The sequence below is a fragment of the Marinobacter lipolyticus genome (genome assembly GCF_018424605.1).
Lineage (GTDB): Bacteria > Pseudomonadota > Gammaproteobacteria > Pseudomonadales > Oleiphilaceae > Marinobacter > Marinobacter lipolyticus_B.
The window spans coordinates 367,397-385,270 of the sequence record NZ_QTKT01000001.1 but is presented as its reverse complement, the minus strand read 5'-3'; the positions used below and the strand labels follow the sequence as shown (position 1 = coordinate 385,270).

Annotated in this window: 15 protein-coding genes; 8 read left to right on the top strand and 7 right to left on the bottom strand. The window is 58.6% G+C overall.

Annotated features, from left to right (window positions below; translation table 11 throughout):
- The first annotated feature begins 24 nt into the window (after positions 1-24).
- From DYI22_RS17405 to DYI22_RS01735, 3 genes are read left to right on the top strand one after another with little or no spacing between them, the layout of a single operon-like run.
- Positions 25-570 carry a class I SAM-dependent methyltransferase gene (locus DYI22_RS17405; RefSeq protein ID WP_228300734.1) on the top strand — a complete coding sequence of 182 codons (546 nt, stop codon included), beginning with the start codon at positions 25-27 and terminating at the stop codon, positions 568-570.
- 42 nt (positions 571-612) lie between these two features.
- The gene (locus tag DYI22_RS01740; protein ID WP_228300733.1) at positions 613-1,710 is read left to right on the top strand and encodes an HNH endonuclease domain-containing protein; all 1,098 of its coding nucleotides are present in this window, start codon (positions 613-615) and stop codon (positions 1,708-1,710) included.
- Between the two features lie 36 nt (positions 1,711-1,746).
- Entirely contained in the window at positions 1,747-2,187 is a 441-nt protein-coding gene (locus tag DYI22_RS01735; protein WP_213476303.1) for a PAS domain-containing protein, read from the top strand.
- Here the strand turns inward: DYI22_RS01735 and DYI22_RS01730 are convergent.
- Entirely contained in the window at positions 2,184-2,717 is a 534-nt protein-coding gene (locus tag DYI22_RS01730) for a CIA30 family protein (protein WP_213476302.1), read from the bottom strand. The genes DYI22_RS01735 and DYI22_RS01730 overlap by 4 nt on opposite strands.
- Before the next feature lie 141 nt (positions 2,718-2,858).
- Between DYI22_RS01730 and DYI22_RS01725 the strand changes: the two genes are divergently transcribed.
- From DYI22_RS01725 to DYI22_RS01710, 4 genes are read left to right on the top strand one after another with little or no spacing between them, the layout of a single operon-like run.
- The gene (locus DYI22_RS01725) at positions 2,859-3,641 is read left to right on the top strand and encodes a hypothetical protein (protein WP_213476301.1); all 783 of its coding nucleotides are present in this window, start codon (positions 2,859-2,861) and stop codon (positions 3,639-3,641) included.
- A complete protein-coding gene (locus DYI22_RS01720; RefSeq protein WP_213476300.1) occupies positions 3,634-6,573 on the top strand; it encodes a hypothetical protein in 2,940 nt (979 codons plus the stop codon). The genes DYI22_RS01725 and DYI22_RS01720 overlap by 8 nt, the downstream gene beginning before the upstream one ends.
- Positions 6,566-8,011 carry a hypothetical protein gene (locus tag DYI22_RS01715; protein ID WP_213476299.1) on the top strand — a complete coding sequence of 482 codons (1,446 nt, stop codon included), beginning with the start codon at positions 6,566-6,568 and terminating at the stop codon, positions 8,009-8,011. Before DYI22_RS01720 ends, DYI22_RS01715 begins: the two co-directional genes overlap by 8 nt.
- Positions 8,004-8,630, top strand: a complete 627-nt coding sequence (locus DYI22_RS01710; RefSeq protein WP_228300732.1) for a condensin complex protein MksE — start codon at positions 8,004-8,006, stop codon at positions 8,628-8,630. The genes DYI22_RS01715 and DYI22_RS01710 overlap by 8 nt, the downstream gene beginning before the upstream one ends.
- 40 nt (positions 8,631-8,670) lie before the next feature.
- Here DYI22_RS01710 and DYI22_RS01705 read toward each other — a convergent pair whose 3' ends face one another.
- From DYI22_RS01705 to DYI22_RS01680, 6 genes are all read right to left on the bottom strand, one after another.
- Positions 8,671-9,702 carry a hypothetical protein gene (locus tag DYI22_RS01705; protein WP_213476298.1) on the bottom strand — a complete coding sequence of 344 codons (1,032 nt, stop codon included), beginning with the start codon at positions 9,700-9,702 and terminating at the stop codon, positions 8,671-8,673.
- A gap of 11 nt (positions 9,703-9,713) precedes the next feature.
- Positions 9,714-10,304 carry an SAM-dependent methyltransferase gene (locus tag DYI22_RS01700; protein WP_213476297.1) on the bottom strand — a complete coding sequence of 197 codons (591 nt, stop codon included), beginning with the start codon at positions 10,302-10,304 and terminating at the stop codon, positions 9,714-9,716.
- Positions 10,301-11,221, bottom strand: coding sequence for a glycosyltransferase family 2 protein (locus DYI22_RS01695; RefSeq protein ID WP_213476296.1), 921 nt, complete (start codon positions 11,219-11,221; stop codon positions 10,301-10,303). Before DYI22_RS01695 ends, DYI22_RS01700 begins: the two co-directional genes overlap by 4 nt.
- Positions 11,211-12,449 (bottom strand): hypothetical protein, encoded by a 1,239-nt coding sequence (locus DYI22_RS01690; RefSeq protein ID WP_213476295.1) that lies wholly within the window; start codon positions 12,447-12,449, stop codon positions 11,211-11,213. Before DYI22_RS01690 ends, DYI22_RS01695 begins: the two co-directional genes overlap by 11 nt.
- A gap of 1 nt (position 12,450) precedes the next feature.
- Entirely contained in the window at positions 12,451-14,634 is a 2,184-nt protein-coding gene (locus DYI22_RS01685) for an HAD-IIB family hydrolase (protein ID WP_213476294.1), read from the bottom strand.
- Between the two features lie 68 nt (positions 14,635-14,702).
- Positions 14,703-15,521: a PIG-L deacetylase family protein gene (locus tag DYI22_RS01680; RefSeq protein WP_213476293.1), complete on the bottom strand. Its 819-nt coding sequence runs from the start codon at positions 15,519-15,521 to the stop codon at positions 14,703-14,705.
- A gap of 284 nt (positions 15,522-15,805) precedes the next feature.
- Here DYI22_RS01680 and betT point away from each other — a divergent pair, with 284 nt between their 5' ends.
- On the top strand, positions 15,806-17,872 hold the full coding sequence (gene betT / locus DYI22_RS01675) for a choline BCCT transporter BetT (protein ID WP_213476292.1): 2,067 nt from the start codon (positions 15,806-15,808) through the stop codon (positions 17,870-17,872).
- Positions 17,873-17,874: the final 2 nt, after the last annotated feature.

Sequence of the window (17,874 nt, the reverse complement as noted above, 5' to 3'; positions counted from 1 at the left end):
GAAACACGAAGTGAAGGGGCTCGAATGACAGTCGCCCCATACAACCGCAATGCCCAAACCTTCTTCGCTCAATACCAATCGCTGAGCTTTGAACAGGTCCACAGCGACTGGTTGCCTCAGTTGGACCAAAAGGTAGGCTTGGCTCTGGATGTCGGCGCAGGGAGCGGTCGCGATTCCAGTGCCCTCGCAGAGCAGGGCTGGGATGTTGTCGCGGTAGAGCCCGCAGCTGGCTTGCGAGAATTGGGGCAGGGCGCTACTCGCAATCAGAGCATTCACTGGGTAGACGATCAATTACCCGATCTGGGTAAGATCCGGAAGCTGAGCTATCGCTTCGACCTGATTCTTGTTTCCGCTGTCTGGATGCATATCCCACCCGCTGATCGCGAACGTGCATTTCGAATCCTGACTGAACTTCTGGCACCCGGTGGAATGCTGGTGATTACACTGAGGCATGGGCCCGGTGATGGCGAACGACTTTTTTACGACGTCAGTAGGGAAGAGCTGGAGGTTTTTGCCAAACGCCGGGCACTGATCCCGCTCCCGGTGCCGATCGGGCGTAAGAAGGATTAGCTCCAGAGGGACGAAGTTTCCTGGGAGACTCTGGCTTTTCGGTTGGCGGACGATGGCACAGGCGCATTGCCGACAGTCCGCCACATCATCGTTAATGATAATAAGTTTTCGACTTACAAATTGGGTTTGCTGAGAGCCCTTGTTCGGATTGCCGACGGTGCGCCCGGCTTGGCACTGAATCGCACCGATGACTGGGTGGAGATTCCGCTGGGTGCAGTCGGGCTTTTCTGGATTATGCTTTATCATCCTCTGGTTCTTCGGCATCAGCTGAGGCAAGCGCCAGGTAGTCGTGGCTATAGCTTCGCAACGGAGGATTTTTTCAAGCTGCAGAGTTTCACGCCTCTGGATTTCAGAGTGGGTATGTCGCTGTCGGCGGATGTTGCTCCGGTGGTTCTTCGCGCGATCAAGGCGGCTTGCCGTAACATTCTCGATAATCCCGCGCACTATACGACTTGGCCCGGCTCTAACCGTCCAATTTTTGAGGGCGGTTCGGCCAGGATGACCATCAAGAAGGCTCCCGTGCGTTTGGACAAAGCAACGCTTTCCCGGTTCGGTACCTTCCGTGTTCCTTCATTTCTCTGGGATGCATTTAGTCGCTATGCGTGCTGGATTGAGCCTGCGATTGTTAATGAATGGATTGATTTGATGGGTAGCTGGGATCTGCGCTATTCCATGGATGAATATCATCGTGGTTTACAGTGGGTGGAAGGTCGGCGCGATACGTCAGCTGTCCGTCAAATGATTAACCAGCAGCTCGAGACTGGTAGGGTCGAGTGCGTATGGACAGCCCAGATTCTCAAAGCGAAGCGGTTTGACGTCGACCACTGTTTTCCTTGGTCACGATGGAACAACAACGATCTCTGGAATCTGATGCCAGCGACTCATACGGCGAATGCGTCCAAGTCCGAAAAGCTGCCCGGGGATTTGCTGCTCAAAGAGGCGCACCCTCGAGTAGTGAACTGGTGGGAGCAAGCCATTGTGGGTACGTCTCGTGAGGAGCAGTTCTTCTCAGAGGCTGAGGCCTCGCTACCATTGCTGGGGCAGGAACGAACCTTGGAAGGCGTTTTTGAGGGGATGCTTCAGCAGCGATTGAGGCTGAAAACCAATCTTCAGCTGGCAGAGTGGTTGGGCGCGCTATAAAGCGCCTCACCGCATACGTTGAACAAAAGGAAACTGATGGTGTTTCAAAGTAAACGAAAGCATGAACTGCAGGCCGCTTTGGAGAAGCTGGAGGCCGCCGAGAACCGGGTGTCTGAACTGGAAGCCGATTGGCAAGCCATTCAGCGGTCGGTGGCGCTTGCGGTAATGAGCGGTGATGGACTGTTTGAGTCGGTCAGTGATGTCTTTCTGGATATGTTTGGCTACCAGGAGCAACAGCTGATTGGTGAGCACCACCGGGTGCTCTGCAAGCCCGAGGATGCGCTTGGTGAGGCGTACATCAGGTTCTGGCGTGAATTGGTTACAGGCCAGGTGCAACAGGGCCGATTCCTGAATCTTGGTGCAGACGGGCAGCCGATCTGGCTGGCAGCTCGCTATTTACCGGTTCTGTCCGATAAGGGCATCGTAAAGCGCATTATCATGATGGCCAACAGTACTACTGAAGCCTTGCCAGCTTAGCTCCTGAAAAGCCGCCAGTCCTGCATGATCAGCTTGAATTCACCGGCTTGCCGCCCGGAAACGAACAGGCTAACGGACGCCAGGTTCCGGGTGTCCAGAGGACCCGCATCCGTTACTGTCTTGCCGCGCCAGGTCGGGGTGAAATCGCTGAACGGAAGCCGAATGCGGCTCCAGTCTTCAGTACCCGGTGTGAACGCATGCTGGTACACAATGCTGCGGCGGTCGGCGCTGTTGCGAAGCCCGACCTTGTAGGTTTTGCCGTCGCCCCGAGCAAGAAGCTCGATACCGGTGTAGTAAGCTGCATCGAAAGGTTCGGGCAGGTCCGCTTTCACTGAGGCAAATCCGCCGCCGTTATCCAGTCGCACGGTGCCGTGAAAGAGGCCGACACCTTCCGCGGAATTGACTAGCTTACCGTCGGATTTGCCGCCCATTACCTGGTCACCGAGGGAGTCCCATTCCAATCGCTCGCCCTTGGTATCGAAGGTAACCAGGGTATGGCGGCAGCGGCTGTCACTGTGCGCGTTTTTCATTGGCTTTCCTTTAGCCGCTTTTCAGAGATTCTGGGTAACAGTCTGAATGAAAAGTCCCCGATACAGTAGGCGTCTGATAGCGTTACACTAATCTAAAAATCTACGCCCATAAACTGTATTCAGAGTGACTGTGGTGAGCTGTTGAACGACTATCTCGACAAAATCCTCCGTGGCCAGCCCATTAACTATGAAGCTTTCCTGAAGAAACTTCCGGATTCGTTTCGGCGTCTGCATAGGGAATTGTTTGCGGCGGAAAAGGTAAAAACCAACCGTTGGCTTGTCACGATCCTAGATGAAAGCGCTTTCGCTGAGCTGCAGGATGTGGCGCAAGCGCCGGTAAGCCGGGTAGACGCTGCAAAAAAGGGTAACTCTCATCGCCATGGTACCGAGGTAAGTTTTCTTCTGGTCTACCATCACGGTCTGACCTTCCGCCGGCCGGATGTGGCTGTCATTGGAAACGACTTCGTCGATATCGGATTTCACCGCGCGCGCTCCGTACTGGTGGTGGAGAATGAACGCAATTTCTACCAATATCCACAGATGCTGCACTTTGCCGGTGGGGCGCTGGGCAGGCGTTTGCAACTGGCAGACTGTGACGTGGTGTTAGGCGGTGGTAACCGGGTGACTCGTGGCGCCATTCTTGACTGGTTGCAGGGCTACGAAGAAGTATTCTGCGCATTCGATTATGATGCCGGTGGTCTGCAAATGTTCTCGACGGTCGCAGCCTCTCTAGGTGACAAAGCCACGTTTGTTCAGCCAACCGACTGGCGACCATGGCTGGCCCGGTTCCGGAATATACCGGACACCACCGAGCGATTCACAAGGGCGATATCGTTGGCGGAGGGGCTTGGTTTTGTGCCCCTGGCAGAGGCGTTTCGAGCTACCGGCAAATTCATGGAACAGGAGATAATTCTGGATGAGTGACTCCCAGGGGAGCCCGGGCAATTTCAATTTTGGTATTCGCCGTCTGGTGTTGGTGGATTCCGCCGGCTTCTGTTACGTGGAAATTCCGGTGGACAATCACGGCCTGATCCTGGGCCCGGGCAATCTGGGCAAGTCCAGTCTGCTGAATTCGCTGCGACTGTTCCTGCTGCCGGAAAACAACTTCAAGAACAGCCGCAAGAAATTCGCTTTCCGTAATGCCAGTGCCGGCAGCTTCTACTCCAACGAGGAAAGCTACCAGCATTACTTCCCCAGTCAGTTCAGCTTCCTGATCATGGAAGCGGAAAACCCGGCCGGCGTGCATTGCCAGATTTTGTACCGGGACAGCGCCAGCCAGCTCAGTTATGGCCGCGCTTTCGTGCCGGTTGGTTACGACCAGCTCCGGCCCCTGTTCTGGAATGGGGATGATGAGGACGGAATCGGCCAGGCGGTGCCGGAGCTGTCGTTCAGCCGTTTGTCCGAGATGCTGAAAAAACGCTCGAAGGAAACAAGGTTGGTGAATGACCCGGCCAAACTCAAACAGATGCTGTACAGCAGCGAGCTGATGAACGCCGACGCCGTACGCTATTCGGTGCTACCGCTGGGTGAGTCCGACGAGCGCCGGGTGCAGTCTCTGCGCACGCTGATCCTGCTGCTGTTTGAAATGAAGGCGGACGATCAGGCCATGTCCAACGCGGTGGCCAGCATTATCGAGGCGGACAAGAAATTTGCCGACGATGCCTTCGATTTCAACATCGATGAGTTTCTCAACCGGCACGATCAACTGAAGCAACAGCAAATCCAGCTGAACCAGATTGAAAAAGAGCGTTCACGGTTCGAGAAGCTGCAAAGGGACTATCAGGCCTACCAGACCCTGCTTCGCAGCCAGCACGATTTTGCCGCTTTCCGGGATGGCGTCACCCATGCCTTGCAGGACATTGGCACCAGGCGCAAAGCCGCAGTGGAGGCATTCAATGAACAGAACGAGATCCTGCGCCATGTGCTCCAGGCTCTGAAAAAACTGGAGCAGGAAGCCAGCGGCCTGAAGGGCGAGATCCGTTCCGCCGACCGTCGCATCAAGCAGGCCGAGCAGAACCAGAAAGATGGCGATCTGCTGGTATCCCAGTACGGGGAGATGACCCTTCAGGAAATCGAGGACATCCAGAAAGAGGAACTTGATAGCAAGAAAGGTCACTTGGCTGCCCTCAAGAGTGCCGCCCAGGCGGAAATCCGGCTGGAGCAGATCCAGAAAAAGAAACAGGAACTCGAGCGCAAGCTGGAATCCCTCAAGGATCGGGAAAGCAAGCAACATTGGCAGTTGCAGAACCAGCTGGATGAAGCCACCGCGGCACCACTGCGGGCCGTGGACCCCCGATTGGTGATGGCCAGCCCGGGCCAGGATCTGGACGCGGACAGCAAGTCGGCCATCGAAGCGTTTGCCCTGCTGTTTGCGCCCACGGATAAAGGTTTTGACTGGTTCGACGCCGAATATTCGGCCCAGCCGGCCCGGCAGACTGATTTTGCAGAGCAGCGCCGGCATATTGAAGGTGAGCTTCATGGCCTGGAAAAGGAGCGGGCGGAGCTGGCGGACACTGCCAACCAGGAACACGACCGGCCACGGTTGATCGAGCGCACGGAAAAAGAGATTCGCGCCATCGAAAAGGATCTTGAAACCCTGAGCCGTTTCCCGGCAGCGGCAACCACTCTAAGGTACGCTACCGAGGAGAAACAGGCGGCGGAGGAACAGCTGGCCAAGCTGGAAGAGCAGGCCCGGCTGGAGCGCGAACAGCAGGATGCCGTGCAGCAGAAGGCCGCCAAAGCCAGGGCCGAAAAAGAGCGTATCGAGGAGCGGGAACGGGAACTGGCGGGCCTCAGCCGAAGCGTTGGGACTGTGGAGCACCGATTCCCGCATCTGAAAGCTGTGGAAGCCGAGCAGCCGCTAGAGATTGAGCAAGTCTCCGTCGCCGCCTTCGACGACCTGCAAACCCAGCTGGACGACCTGGAAGAGCGTCGGCGCAGCATCCTCGACCACCTTCGCCAGTTCGTGTATCTCGGCATCAATGAAGATACCGAAGGCGAACTGCAGAAAGACAGCCCGGCGTCATCCGTTATCCGCGAAACGTTCAAAAGCCTGTCGGATCTGTTTGCCGGCATGGCCGAGCGCTGGAATGTGCTGGAGCAGCAAGTTGGCATCCACAATGAAACCGTCGCGAGCTACCGGCAGGCCCTGAAATCCAACCACGAGCACATTGCCCGTTTTGAAGCTCAGCTGAACCGCGAGCTGGAAGGCGTGCGCATCAACGATCTGGTGGAAATCCGGGTGGATATCCACACCGATCCGAAATTCCGCAACCTGGTGGAAGAAGCCAACAACATCGACCCTTATGGCAACCAGCTGCAGTCGGATGCGTTCTACGATCGTCTACGGGTGTTCGTGGCGGACTTTTTCGGGGAGGGCGGTAGCAAGCGCCTGACCATGGACAAGGTGATCACCGGCATTTCCTACCGCACTCGTAAGGAGAATGCCGCGAGCCTGGACAAGAAGGGCCAGTCCACCTCCACCACGGCACTGATCAACCTGGAACTGGTGTACCGGCTGCTGAAGCGGGTGTTGTATCCGGGTGTGCAGCTATCCTTCCCCATGGTGCTGGACGAGCTGGCCAGCGTGGACATCAGCCAGATGCCCTCGCTGCTGGAACGGCTGCGCAAGCAGGGCTTTAACCTGTTTTCGGCCGCTACTCACAGCGCCAGTGCGGAAGTGATCTACCTGATCGGCCGGCACCTGGAAGTGGGGCAGATGAAAACGGCACGCCCCTATAGCCCCCAGCGCACCCTTGTGTTCTGGGGTGGTGCAGAGGGTTTTACCAATGGCGAATCTCTGAGCCATTGGGGCGATCAGACTCAGAACAGCCTGCTGGAGCCGGCGGATGAGTAAACGCTTCAGCACCCTGGACACCACCCGGCTGCTGTTCGAGCACCCGAAGATTCTGTTCCGAATGATCGAACGGATGGACCGGAATGAAGCCCGGTATATTCGCGAGAGTGATCTGGTGGCCGAGGTGATGGACTATACCCGTACCCTCGGCAATGCCGATCGGGATCGGGTGCGGCTGGCTTTGAATACCGACAACCTGTTCCGCAGCGGCCTGGTGATCGACATCATTAAGGCTGAAGGTGAACGTCGCCTGGTGCTCCAGGATGCCCTGATCAACCTGATGCGGGCCTGTAATGCCTCGCTGTACCAAGAACTGACCGATGCCCGCCTGCGTGGCCATCTGGTGACCCTGAGGGATGTGCGCAATCGGCTGGAAACCAGCAGCTTCAGCGACGCGGACCCGGACTACACCGAGTTGAGGGATGATCTGAACGAGCGCGTCAGTCAGCTCATCGGCTTGCTGCGCCAGAATGTGCTGCGCATGCAGACCATCAGTGGCCAGCTGGCGGACCTGTCCGGCGATGCCAGCCGGGCCCCTGAGAAATTCCTGGAGTTCCGCCAGAACCTGTTTGAGCAGATCGTCACCCTGTACGAGCGCCACATCAAACCGACATTGGTGTTCCTGAACCCGGACACCCGGTTGCCCGATGGCAGCAACCTGTTCGAGACCCTGGAGGCTATGGTCCGGTTGCTGGAAGAACATGACGACTATAACTTGGCAGACCAGTTGTTCCGTTCCTCCGTCAGCCTGAACGCCTTGTATAAGCCCATTCAGGCGGTGGCCCAGGAGGTGGAGCACTTCCTGCGCAAGACTCGCCAGGGCATGGTCCAGTACAACGCCATGGAGCATTTCTACGGCAAGCTGCAGGAACTCAAGAGCGAAACCGAGACCCTCAGCCTGAAGCGAAAGTGGCTGGAAGGCGGGGACTTTGCCCGCAGTACCGGCTTTCTGATTGGCCTACGGGCTCAGCAGCGCCCGAAACACTACGCCTTCGGTGAATCGTCCAGCTATTACCAGTTGTTGTTTAGCGAACTGGACCTGCGCCTGAGGGATCTTCGCCGCAAAGCCGAGGTGCCGGTGCTGCAGGAAGTGGATGGCAGCGGCCGCCACACCCGCATTGATGTCCAGCGCATCAATCAGCTTTATCAATGGCTGGAAACCCTGGAACTTCGGCCTACGACCGACCTGGTGCGTGAGCTGCACGGCCGCCTGGACGGCTTTATCCCCGGCTATCGCTTTCCGGACCTGCTGGCGGCGTTGAACCGTTTGGTAAACTCGCCTCCCGAGGGCCTGCAGGTGGTCACGACCAACCGTTTCAGGATTCTGGATCAGTCATCGGACAGCGAACAGTTTGTTTACCGCAAGCGCCGTCTGGAAAATCTGGAAACGACTGAAAGCAAACCCCCGGTCAATCAAGAAGAGCAACAGCATGCCTGAATTCTCCGACGCGATGGATACCACCGAATCCGCCGATCATTCACAAACTTCGAGCAGCTTCGAGCAGATCCTGCCGGCCCAGAGCGCCGCGATCTACCGGGAATTCCAGGCCGGCCGGGTGATTGTGCGTGATATCTGGGACAGCAACCGCTCCGAGCTGCGAGCCAACCCGCTCTATAACCTGCTGTACAACCATTTGTCCCATTTCCGGACCTTCTACGAACACCTGGGCAGCGAGCTGGTGTTTAACGAAACCGGCGCGTTTTTCTTTCTCAAGGAAAGCAGTGACGACGAGAACGAGGAACACGACGAGAACGCCTTCCGGGTGCAGGTCATACTTCTGTTGATCGGGCGTTATTTCGCACGCAGCGGGCGGGACCTGGAATACCTTTGTCGGCCCGACGCCGGGTTGAATGAGCAGGATGTAGTGGCTCTCGCAGGCGATGAGGAATACCAGGAGATCCTCCGCGCGGCTCGCTTTGAAAAAGGCTGGACGGATGGACTGGATTATCTGGACAAACGCAATCTGCTGTTTCGTGCTGGCGCCGGCCGTTACTTTCTAAGTTCCGCGGGCTTTTATTTCCTGCAGGAGCTGGTTCGGGAGTACGAGCAGAGTTAAGCCCCCGTGTGCTTGCCAGCCCCGGGGTACGGTATCGACGTCACGGCCTGGCGGAACCGAACGTCGGGTTCTGCTCCACATAGGCACCCAGCTCCTCGAGGTCGCACTCGGCGTGACACTGGCGAATGTAGAGGGTGAGTTCGGCGATCCGCCGTGCAGTGTTCGGTTCAAACGCGAAAGGCCGGGGGCCAAGTGTGCGGCCAAAGCGGTCGAGAATCTCGGTGCAGGTTCGCTCGATAAGGTGGCGTACGACCAGTGCCGTGGGGAACATCGTACCTGACGAGTTGCCCGGGTCAGCATCAATCTGCTCGGCTCCCCAGGTTAATATTGAGTCCATACTGCAGGCCGCAGCCACCATGGCACCCAGATGCGCACGGGCGTGGCCGTTCCGGAGCGGCCGCCGGCGAACCGCGTCCACCAGTCCCATGGCGCCTCCGGCCCAGCAAGCGGCGGGCGCGAACGCGCCCAGGCAGAAACCGGGGCGATCAAAATACCAGCGTTTGGCGCCGATGCACCTGGCGGACGGTATCCGCAGCGCATCAAAACGCACGGTCCATGTGTGAGTCTCAGCGAACGCCGGGGATATCCATTGGCCGGCCTGAAAACTCAGGGCTTCGGGCGGTTCAGGTGCACGCAGGTCGACGTCGACCAGCTGGTCCTGCGGGTAAACGTACACCAGCGCCCGGTCCACAAGGTCGGAACCGGTGCAGAAGGGTTTGCTGCCTGTGATACGAATGGCTTCTTTCCCTGTTTCGGGTTCCTCAATGGCGGTGGTATCAGAAGGTCCGCCCGCGGCCCACACCGCGTAAAGTTTCCCGCTGGCAATGGGCGCGTTTGCTTCCTTCAGAATCTGGCTTGCGTCCAGGTGACCTTCAATCAATCGTGCAAGGCCGAGGTCGTGGCGGGCTACGGCAGTCACAAACCGAAGGCGGGTCGCGGTTTGGTTTCCCCCCATGGGCGGTACCTTCGCCTCGACGTAGGGAATAAGATTCAGCGCAACGCGGCGATAGTCTGTGGCACCAGGGTTCTCTGGCAATTCGTTCAGTAATTCCGTGAGTTCAATATCATCCATGGCCATGCCTCTTATTTTTGCCAGCGTTGCAGGGTGTACCACTGGTCGGGGCGGTTCAGGTTCGCTGGCTCGCCCAGCACGCTTCGTAAAACAGAGTGAACAACCTGGCCGTGAAGCTGGTGGTCACTGGAGTGACCAAGCCAGTGACAGGCAATCAGAACACCGCCGGGCTCAAGCTGGGCCCAGAGCCGGGTGGCTATATTCGCCAGAACCGGGAGATCGAAGTAGTAACCGATTTCCGAGAATACGATCAGCTCGAACGGCTGAGCGGGTATATCGCCGGGTAGGGCACCCCGGCGGATCTGAACCTGTGGATACTGCTTGCAGCGGCGACTTGCAGTTGCCACCGCGGAGCCGGAGAAATCCATGGCATCGAGTGAGTCGCAAAGGGGAGCGAGCAGGGCGGTCAGTTCACCGATAGAGCAGCCGGGCTCAAACGCTGACCGGTAGCGTCTGCCAACAATGCCGTTGATGATCGCCTCATACCGTTCACGTTCGTAAGCCGAATGGCGAAAGTTCCAGGGATCGCCTGCCTTTTGGTAAAGGCGTTCAAAAAATTCGGCGGACGTATCTGGCCCGTGGGTTCGCTGTGGTGGCGTCATGCGAAAGCGACCTCCGGCGGCTGCTGGCAGGCGTGAACCTCGGCATTCGTTGGTCGGCGGATAATTCGAATGCCGGCTGCGGCAGGGGACCACTCGATCAGGCCCCAGGCAGTAAAATACTCCAGCCAGTACTCCATGCACCAGCTACCCCAGGTGCGGTGAAAGCGCCTCGCGTTGCTGATAATGTCAGTAAATTTGTCCAGTGGCGGCGTGTGAACCGGGTGATACTGATGTAAAGCGAGGGCGTTCGCGCACCAGCCAAGAAGGGTGCCGCTTGCCTTGAGCCGTTCCGCAAAATCGGTTTCCTCACCGCCGTATCCCCGGTAACGCTCGTCCATACCCCCTGCCTTCCAGTACTGGTGCCGGGTCAGGGCGAACGAGAGTCCCCAGAGCGCCCGGGTTTCCGGCTCTTTGACCCAGCCGCAACCGGGAGCGGGTGCCCGCGCCGGATGCTTTTGGGCGTGGTTTTGCAGTTCGCTGAACGAAGCCCGGGTGATTGACGTTCTGGTAAGGGTGCCCGGAAGATAGCGTACCTCTCCGAGCAGACACCGCCCGGAGGCCTTCAACTGGGCAGTAAAACTCTCGACCAGGGGCGGGGAAGGAATGCAGTCCACATCAAGAAAAATCAGCAATTCCGCGCGGGCCCTCGCGGCGGCCGCGTTTCTGGCCGCCGCCAGCGGTAGCCTCTTACCCGGAACCTCAACCACACTGACTGGAAATGGCAGGCGTTCAGGGAGCGCAGGCGGCGTTGGTTGCATGCTGGCCACAATGAACTCGAAGTTGCCGCAGGTCTGGCGCGCCAGGCCTGCCACTAGCGCATCCAGGTGCGCCTGTCGATCGCGTACCAGGGTGAGTACGCTGGCTCGCGGTCCCCGCGCTGTATGTTCGTTGTCTGCCGGGGGCGAATCAATCTGCATCCCGAGTCGATTCCCTGACGGTTTCCCGCGGTACGTGCGGGTCGGCTGACAGGTCTTCCCACCCCCAATGGTGATCGGTCAGCTCATCGGGGCTGCTGTCGTGCCACAATTCATTAATCAGGCCTTCGAGGTACCTGGCCGCCCGTTCCGCCGCATGCTCGTCTACCAGCGCACGCTGAGACCGGAGGTCACACTTCGCGGCCGCCTGGATCAGTGCGCGCCACTGGCTATAGCTGGCCGGCCATCTGGGCGAATAGACGGCGAGATTGCGGGCACTGAGAGCTTCAGCTTTGCGAACCTGCTCATCGTAGTAACACCACTCCGGAATGCAGACCAACGGGCGTCCTACCCTCGCAATCTCGTGGGTCAGGGTATCGCCCGGTGTGGCGATCACCACATCGGCGGCGGCGATGTAGTCGCTCACGTTATCAACCCAGCCGACATCACTGATATTGGAAAACTCGGTTTCATGACCGTAGCGCACGGTTTTCCCCACTGTGAGCCAGAGTGCCTCCGGATAGGCTCTTGCCGCTATGGTTATGGGCGCAATCGGGATGCCCACCCCGCCACTGCCGGCGACCACCACGAACACGCGGGCGTCCTGAGGCAGCCCGAGCAGATCTCTTGCTGTGGTCTTTTCCGGCACAGGCTGGCGCGTATCGATCAGGCCGCCGGTATAGAACGTGCGTTTGCGGAAGTGCTCCGGCCAGTCATCCTGCTCAAGAGCTTCGCTATAGGGCGCCAGCAAGGCGGAGCAGGCGGAATAGGCGGCCTGGTGGGCGGGGTCATCCCGATCACCGTGCATGCGAATCTTGACCACCGGTACACTGCAGATTCGACCCAGCAACGCCAGTTCGGCCGACACATCCACTATAAACAGCACCGGGTCTTCATGCGCCAGCCAGGCGGCGATGATGCCGCCGGTCCCGCGGATGGCAGACACGCCCAGAGGGGCGCAGTCGAGCGCGAGGCAGGCGGGTTCCCGGTGCAGTTGTTCGGATCTTGCCGGTTTGCTATGGAAGTCCGGTATCGCAACTACCTCGGCATTATCGGGCAATGCCGGAAATATTTCGGTCCTGGCACAAAAGATAGTGACGGGGCGGGGGCTCAGAGCCGTGACGATGGCCAGGCAGCGTTTGGCATGGCCGTGCCCGTGATGGTGCACAAAATAACCTACGGGTCGCCGCGAAAGTTCGGTGGTACTCGCCCGAAACGTTTGCTCTTGCATGTCAGGCTCCTGTGTTGAATTCCCCGGTTCCCGACAACCCGGTCGGTACCGGTGGGTGTGTGTTTAATCGCGCCGGTGGCGGGTTAAGGGGGGAGTGATGCAACCCCTCCATGATGCCTGCGGCACTTTTTCCGGACGCCCAGTAGATGGTTGGATGGAGGCGAAGAGGGGTTAGTTCTCCACTGTGGTTGGCAACGGCGATACCGACAGCGCCGTAGCGCAGGAGGTCGAGGTCGTTGCCGGAATCTCCGGCGGTGATCACGCACGCACGGTCAATGCCGTAGTACCCGCGAATGAAATCGACGGCGTTAGCTTTGCCGCCATTAGGCGGCAGTGCATCAAGGAGGTTGCCGTGGGAGCATACAATCCGAGCAGGGACACCATTTGACGCCAGCAGTTCCTCAATGCTCCTCGCCAGTTTCCGGACAGAACGGCCGTCCGCGTCGTGGTAGGCCTTTCTGATGTAGTAACTCAGTTTGTAAGGGGACTGAGTGCGTGGCGGCTGACGCGTCAGCCCCGGGTGATCGTCGAGGAGCCGCTGGCATGCCGTTCGCTGCCACCCTTCATTAAGTTTTCGCTGCCAGCTGTGCAGGAAAACCGGTGCCTTCCGGTTCTGAAGCAGGTAGATCGATGACCCGACATCAGAGATCAGCACATCGGGCCGGGGCGCGTCCCAGGCTTCGAGTTCGTTCAGCGCCTTCCCGGCGGAACGGCCGGTGGCAACGACAAACAGACAGTGCGGGTTCCGGTGCAACCAGCCTTTGAGTTGCGCAAGGCCCTCTCGATGGCCGAGCAGCGTGCCGTCCATGTCGGTTGCAAGCAGTGAGGTCACGTGGCGTTCGTTCCGCGAACCTTGACGGGGCAAACGGGAGACCGCCTGTAAGTACTGAGTGGCGTGGCGAGACCAGCTGTAGAAGTCCACATTGCGGCGGCCACGGGAACTATGGCGCGCCCACGCCAGTTTGTCATCCAGTAGATGATGACAGGCCTCCGCCAGGGCCGGAATGTCGGTGGGCGTCACCAGAATGCCATGCTGGCAGCGACGCAGAATATCGACTGGCCCGCCTTCTTTTGTCGCAATCACCGGCAATCCGGCCGCCGCCGATTCCAGCAGCGTCAACCCGAAAGGTTCGCTCAGGGCGGGATTGACGAATATGCCCCGGCGGCTTGCCGCCCACTGATAAATAGCCGGTATGTGCTGAAATTCATGGTGTTTGGGGTAAGCAACATCCCCGTATAAGTCGTACCGGTCAATGAGCGTAATCAGCTGGTCCCAGACCTCGCGCATCTCGTTTTCCTGCTGAGCAATGTTGCTCCGCGTACCGGCGATAATGACAAGATTGGCCTTGTCCCGAAGGCTCGGGTCTTCGCCATAGGCTGTGAGCAGGGCGCTCAGATTTTTTTTCCTTACCGGCCGCGCGATCGCCAGAAGGCAGGGGCGGTCGGGCCTTCGAAGAAATCGTCGTAGCTCAATGTCGACTTCATCGGCGGCTTTTGGAGGTACCGCTACCTGGAAGTGGTTCAGGTTACACCCCGGTGGATTTACCTGGGTTCGGTGCGGGTCATAGTGGCGGTAAAGCGCGTACTGCACCTGTGCTTCGTGGTCCGAACTGGCGACAACGCCGTCTGCATTCACCAGCGCGAGCTCCTCGAAGCGAATTCGCCGCCGTAGTGTCCGATCGATCGAACTACCTGAAAATCGGTGTGGGATCTTCGTAGCGCCCAGGGAATGGGCGGTGAATACATAAGGTATTCCCAGCAGGGTTTTTATCCGTGACGCCATGGCTCCGGCATCGGCATAGTGGGCATGCACCACGTCCGGGCGCACGCCTTCGTTCCGCATTCTCTCCACCAGTGCCTCCACCATCGCTGGCAGCTCCCGCCACAGCGCTTCTTTTGGCAGATATTCGCTGGACGCTCCCCGGCACCGCCACAAGGTGACGCCAGGGTAAAGAGTCTCCTCTGGTATCGAATAATCGGCCCCGAGATGAGGCGCATCGAACGCTCGGGTGACAATGATCTGATGAGCAACCTCCGGTTGGTGGGAGAGCGCTTCAACGAGCTCTAGTAGGTAACGGATGTGGCCGCCGGTGTCGGCAGTGAGACCGTAAGGGATCGGCCCGGATTTCAGGCAGCCCTGAAGCGCGATATGCATAATGAGTCTGCCGCCCTGGCTCCGTTGCATTCCTTTGCCTCCTTTCGCGCGAAGGGTTGAGGTTACGTACTACTGGGTTTTTAGAATCGTGTATACGGTTAACTGCTCCATGCCGCGGGATCACTGACCAGCGCGAACGACTCAGTGTTACCGAGTTTGGCATCGAGCAGCGTCGGGGGCATGCGGAACCCCTCCGTGTGATTCGGATCCACCACATTGAGTTGAGACTGATGCTGAAATATGGCACTGCGTTTGAGGGCGATCAGGCTCGATATGTCATGGCCGTACTCGCGTTCATTGGTGGTTACGGAGAGCCGGCGAGAGGTCGGAAGCCAGATCTGGTAACTGAAGAAATATCTGAATGGGTAGTCCCGGGCCACGTCCGCCAGTAGCTTCGCGGTGATTTGATGGTCCGCGTGGCAATCGTCCACCGCCGGAACAAACAGGGTTTGGATGCGTCGGGAATGTATGATTTCCCGGATCTTGACACACGCGCGTTGAAGCGTTTCTGTGCTCAGGCTTTCCAGCCCGCCGTCCGGCAGACCGAGTTCGATGATGTCAGGGTCAGAAAACCCCATGACGTTCAGAGCGCGCCGCTGTTCCGCACCGCGGATCTGCGCCAGCCTGGTTTGCCAGTGGCGGTCACCAGGATGCGACGCTTCGCCTTTGGTCATCGCCAATATGGTGACAGAGCATCCCAGCTCGGCACAGCGGCTGATCAGTCCACCACAACCAAGGGTTTCGTCGTCCGGGTGCGGTGACGCAATTAATATCGGGCCGAGCTCGGCGATAGGAATATCGCCTTCACACAAGCGAGCGCAAGCTGGTTTCAGGACGGGCGACTGCAGACGTTCCGGTGACCTGAGAGCGGATGCGACCTGTTCCATCGAGTTCGTCTCCACATTTGCGACGCGCATGCGGTGAACCGGGAAGAAACCGGTTAAGAAGTAATCAGGTAGGTTAAATATAGGCTATCGTCAGGTTTACGCCCGGCGAGCACGATTAACTTTTCGAAAGAATCTCCACATCAGGCTGACCGTCAACCGATATGTAGCCTTGACTGGGTCCGCATGTCTCTCTATACCAAGTAATAACAAAGACCGCCATTTTCAGTCAGTCCTGACCTTCGGGTTTCGTGAGCCGTAGTGGCACCGTTTCGGGCAGTGATGCTGCCGGATGTCGTTTCTCTGCGGAGGCACGCATGACGGACCAGACTGAAGAGGGTGGCGGTGCAGCCCAGAAAGATCGCCTTAACCCGATTGTGTTCTATGGTTCTGCCGCCGGCATCGTGATATTCGCGGTGTGGACCATTCTGTTCACCGAATCCTCCAGCGCGGTCATCTACAGCGTACTGGCCTGGATATCCGACAGTTTTGGCTGGTTTTACTTTGTCTCGGTGGTCGCCTATCTGGCGTTTGTGATTGCCATCGGCTGTTCCCGTTTCGGCAAGCTGAAACTGGGGCCGGCCCACTCCAAGCCCGATTTCAGTGTGCTGACCTGGGCTGCAATGCTGTTCTCGGCCGGCATCGGGATCGATCTGTTGTTTTTCTGCATCGCCGAGCCGATTACCCAGTATCTGGCGCCGCCCAGCGGCGATCCGGAAACCGTCGCCGCCGCCAGGCACGCGATGGAGATTACATTCCTGCATTGGGGGCTGTCCGGTTGGGGAGTCTATACCCTGGTGGGCATGGCGTTGGCTTTCTTCAGTTACCGGCACGGGCTGCCGCTGACCATCCGCTCGACCCTCTATCCGATCTTTGGCAAGCGCATTCACGGCCCGATCGGCCACACGGTGGATGCTGCGGCGGTGCTGGGCACGGTGTTCGGAGTGGCGACCAGTCTCGGCATCGGGATCATTCAGCTGAACTTCGGGCTCAACTATATGTTCGGGATTGCTGAAAGCACGCTGACTCAAACGGTGCTGGCGGTGTTCATCGTGATCTTCTCCGCGATCTCGGCGTTCACCGGGGTGGATAAAGGCATTCGCCGCCTGTCGGAATTCAACATGGCGCTGGCGCTGATCCTGATGCTGTTCATTCTGTTCAGCGGCAAGACCATTTTTCTGCTCAACGCGCTGGTGATGAACGTGGGGGATTACCTGTCGAGCTTCATCACCCTGTCGTTCAACACCTATGCGTTTGATCCCCCGACGGATTGGCTCAATGCCTGGACGGTGTTCTTCTGGGCCTGGTGGATTGCCTGGGGGCCGTTCGTGGGGCTGTTCCTGGCGCGGATTTCCCGGGGCCGCACCATCCGTCAGTTCGTGGCGGGCACGCTGATGCTGCCATTGGCGTTCATGATGGCGTGGATGTCCATCATGGGTAACAGCGCCATCGATCTGGTGATGACCGACAGCGGGGTGGCGGGGTTCGGTCAGCAGGCGATGGATCACCCGGGGTCGTCAATCTATCTGTTTCTGGAGAGCTTTCCCTGGGTGGGGCTGACCACCATCGTGGTCACCATCCTCGCCATCGTGTTCTTTGTGACGTCCGGGGACTCCGGGTCGCTGGTGCTGTCCAACCTGACGTCCATCCTGCGGGATCCGAACCACGATGCGCCGGGATGGATGCGGGTGCTGTGGGCCGCCATTATCGGCGTGCTGACGGTCGCCCTGCTGATGGCCGGCGGGCTCAGTGCATTGCAGAGCGCGGTGGTGATCATGGGGTTGCCGTTTGCCTTTGTTCTGTTCCTGATGATGCTGGGCCTGTTCAAAGCGTTGCAGTTGGAGGGGCTGCGGGAGGACAGCTTCCGCGGCAGCATGGCGGGGCATTTGTCGGGGCGGACCGACCCGGGCAAGCAGGCCGCGCTGAACTGGCAGCAGCGCCTTACGCGCACGGTGAGCTTCCCAACGATGAGCCAGTCCAGACGTTTCCTTGGCGACGTGGCCAGGCCGGCCATGGATGAAATCAGAAAGGTGATGTCGGAGCAGGGATTTCCGGTGGACATCACCGAAGGGGAAGCGGGCAATGAACACATCGCGTTGCGCGTGAACCTGGGGGGCGAGAAAGACTTCATATACGGCGTTTGGCCAGCGAGATGTAAGATGCCGGCGTTCTCCATCCGCGCCACACGGTCCGATACTCATTATTACCGGCTGGAGGTCCACCTGGCGGAGGGCGGCCAGGGTTATGACCTTTACGGTTACTCCCGGGAACAGGTGATCGCGGACATTCTGGATCAGTATGAACGTCACCTCTATTTCCTCCACACCCAGCGCGAAATGCCCGGTGGCGACACCATCATGCCCGCCGGGAACGATGAAAGCTGATT

Bases quoted from the DNA above. Each gene is read 5' to 3' on its own strand.
- DYI22_RS17405 (WP_228300734.1), top strand. From the start codon at position 25: ATGACAGTCGCCCCATACAACCGCAATGCCCAAACCTTCTTCGCTCAA.
- DYI22_RS01735 (WP_213476303.1), top strand. From the start codon at position 1,747: ATGGTGTTTCAAAGTAAACGAAAGCATGAACTGCAGGCCGCTTTGGAG.
- DYI22_RS01730 (WP_213476302.1), bottom strand. From the start codon at position 2,717: ATGAAAAACGCGCACAGTGACAGCCGCTGCCGCCATACCCTGGTTACC.
- DYI22_RS01720 (WP_213476300.1), top strand. From the start codon at position 3,634: ATGAGTGACTCCCAGGGGAGCCCGGGCAATTTCAATTTTGGTATTCGC.
- DYI22_RS01715 (WP_213476299.1), top strand. From the start codon at position 6,566: ATGAGTAAACGCTTCAGCACCCTGGACACCACCCGGCTGCTGTTCGAG.
- DYI22_RS01710 (WP_228300732.1), top strand. From the start codon at position 8,004: ATGCCTGAATTCTCCGACGCGATGGATACCACCGAATCCGCCGATCAT.
- DYI22_RS01705 (WP_213476298.1), bottom strand. From the start codon at position 9,702: ATGGATGATATTGAACTCACGGAATTACTGAACGAATTGCCAGAGAAC.
- DYI22_RS01700 (WP_213476297.1), bottom strand. From the start codon at position 10,304: ATGACGCCACCACAGCGAACCCACGGGCCAGATACGTCCGCCGAATTT.
- DYI22_RS01695 (WP_213476296.1), bottom strand. From the start codon at position 11,221: ATGCAGATTGATTCGCCCCCGGCAGACAACGAACATACAGCGCGGGGA.
- DYI22_RS01690 (WP_213476295.1), bottom strand. From the start codon at position 12,449: ATGCAAGAGCAAACGTTTCGGGCGAGTACCACCGAACTTTCGCGGCGA.
- DYI22_RS01685 (WP_213476294.1), bottom strand. From the start codon at position 14,634: ATGCAACGGAGCCAGGGCGGCAGACTCATTATGCATATCGCGCTTCAG.
- DYI22_RS01680 (WP_213476293.1), bottom strand. From the start codon at position 15,521: ATGCGCGTCGCAAATGTGGAGACGAACTCGATGGAACAGGTCGCATCC.
- betT (WP_213476292.1), top strand. From the start codon at position 15,806: ATGACGGACCAGACTGAAGAGGGTGGCGGTGCAGCCCAGAAAGATCGC.